The sequence below is a fragment of the Microbacterium sp. Leaf351 genome (genome assembly GCF_001423825.1).
In the GTDB taxonomy this organism is placed as follows: Bacteria; Actinomycetota; Actinomycetes; order Actinomycetales; family Microbacteriaceae; genus Microbacterium; species Microbacterium ginsengisoli.
In genome coordinates this window covers 43573-45359 of sequence record NZ_LMPK01000015.1, presented here as the reverse complement: position 1 = coordinate 45359, position 1787 = coordinate 43573, and the positions used below count along the sequence as shown (strand labels likewise).

At 69.3% G+C, this 1787-nt stretch carries 1 protein-coding gene and 1 pseudogene; one reads left to right on the top strand and one right to left on the bottom strand.

The features are described 5' to 3' along the window. Nucleotides 1-86: 86 nt before the first annotated feature. Complete coding sequence (locus tag ASG00_RS05860; protein WP_056207534.1) at nt 87-746, bottom strand: YqaJ viral recombinase family protein; 660 nt, start codon at nt 744-746, stop codon at nt 87-89. Between the two features lie 178 nt (nt 747-924). Here ASG00_RS05860 and ASG00_RS15290 point away from each other — a divergent pair. Continuing rightward, nucleotides 925-1787 (top strand): annotated as a pseudogene (locus ASG00_RS15290) (M1 family aminopeptidase); the annotation flags it as partial.

Genomic DNA, 1787 nt, shown 5'->3' with positions numbered 1-1787 from the left:
AACTATATGAATCTCGTTGCGCTGTGTCAACTACTTTGGGCGGGCGCGCTGAAGACCCCGCCGTGGCGGGGGAGTGCGTGCCGGGCTCAGTCCGAGAGCGCGAGCGCCCGGAACGCCTCGCGACCAGCCGCGGGTGCGGCCGCGGCATCCGAGCCGGTGCGCGCCAGCGTCGTGCGGCGATAGAGCTCGTCGATGAGGGATGTCGCCAGCCGCACGAGCTTCGCGATCTCGATGTCGTCGCGCTCGACCCAGGCGCAGCGCGGCTCGTCGCCGACCGGCACGAAGCCGTCGTGCTGCTCCCACGCGACGAGGGTGCGCTCGGCGCCCAGCACGTGCTGCTGCCACCACACCTGACGCAGGTAGGTGCGCGGGATCGACTTCCACGACTTGTTGGTCGTCTTGATCTCGGCGAGGGTGATGCGGCCGCGGTCGTCGATGCCGATGCCGTCGGGGGTCGCGAGGTGCCGCGGCTCGACCACCGCGTGGAAGAGGGCCGTCGAGGGCTGGATGCCGTGGGTCGCCGCCACCCAGGCGGCGATCTCCGGCTCGCGTCGCCGGCCGTGGTCCGTGTAGGCGTTGCCGGAGAAGCGCTGGCCCTGCAGTTTCGCGTCGGCAGCTCGCGAGATGGATGCCGCAGATGACAGGGCCGCGACATCCGTCGCCGTGATGCCGCGGGACCGCGCCCGCACCCAGGCCACGCGATCGCGGGAATCCGCGACGATGCGTGCGGCCAGTTCGGGTGTCACGTGTTCGACCCTACGTCCGGGCCGGGACAGCCGTCGGTCGCGACATGCGAGGGGCTCGACCCGGCGGTGAGGGTTTCTTGGAAATCTGGGAGATCTCTATGAAACAATGAAGAAACATCTGATCCCTAACGTCGCTCCCGTTGCGTGCGCCCGTGTCGCGCGCTCGAGAAGGGGATCCATGTCTGAGTCGTCCGCGCGCACCCGCCGACCTTCCCGCCGCCTCATGCGGCTCGCCGCAGCCGGCGCGGCGCTCGCGCTGGCCATCACAGGCCTCTCTCTCCCGGCCCAGGCGGCCGAGCCGGCGGCCGGAGCGACGACCGCCGGGGACCCGTTGTTCCCGAACGTCGGCAACGCGGGCTACGACGTGCAGAACTACGACATCGCGATGACCTATCGCACCAAGACCGACATCTCGGCCGTCACGACGATCACCGCCATCGCGGCGAGCCCGCTGTCGTCGTTCGCCCTCGACTTCGAGGGCCTGACGGTCGAGAGCGTCCTCGTCAACGGCACCGCGGCGAGCTACGTGCGCGAGAACGACGCCGCGGCCGTGCGGTACAAGCTGATCGTCACCCCCGCGCAGCCGGTGGTCGGCGAGTTCACGGTCGCCGTCGCCTATTCCGGCGCGCCCGTCCGGCACATCGACCACGACGGGTCCTCCGAGGGGTGGGTGCCCACGACCGACGGCGTCACCGCGCTCGGCCAGCCGGTCGGGTCGATGGCGTGGTTCCCGAACAACAACACTCCCGCCGACAAGGCGACCTACCGCATCGCGGTGACGGCGCCCTCGGTTGCAGGTGGCAACCCGCTGGTCGTCGCGAGCAACGGCGAGCTGACGTCGAAGACCGTGGACGATGTCGCCGGCACGACGCAATGGGTATGGACGCAGACCAAGCCGATGGCATCCGAGCTCTCGGTGCTGTCGATCGGTCGCTTCAACATCCTCGAGAGCGACATCGTGCTCGCGAGCGGTCGCACCCTGCACGAGTGGAGCTTCGTCGACCCGACGATCTCCACCAACACGCAGAACACGATCAACAC